At 47.4% G+C, this 310-nt stretch carries 1 protein-coding gene; it reads left to right on the forward strand.

From position 1 onward, the window contains the following. A partial coding sequence (locus Y887_RS20760) for a gp33 family protein (protein ID WP_046965600.1) occupies positions 1 to 310 on the forward strand: 310 nt, incomplete at both ends.

The raw sequence follows: 310 nt of genomic DNA on the forward strand, positions 1-310 counted from the left end.
CCTGAGAGCATTCAAGAGCGCCTTGCGCGCTTAGTGCATGAACTGGCAGAACGCCAAGAAGCTTTGACAGAGCTTGAAGATGAAGTTGATATGCAAAAGCAGCGCATCAGTGAAATCAAAACTGTTCTGCTTCCTGGCGTAATGGATGAGCTTGGGGTGTCTGAAATCAAGCTTGAGGACAAGACCAAAATCAAGGTCGAGTCAAAGGTGAATGCTTCAATCAAGAAAGAAAACGAATTAAAAGTTTTCGATTGGCTTGTCAACAACGGTTACGGCGGCTTGATCAAGGCCCGCGTCACGGCTGAGGTCG

Origin of the sequence: Xanthomonas pisi DSM 18956, assembly GCF_001010415.1 — a bacterium.
GTDB classification, from domain to species: Bacteria; Pseudomonadota; Gammaproteobacteria; order Xanthomonadales; family Xanthomonadaceae; genus Xanthomonas; species Xanthomonas pisi.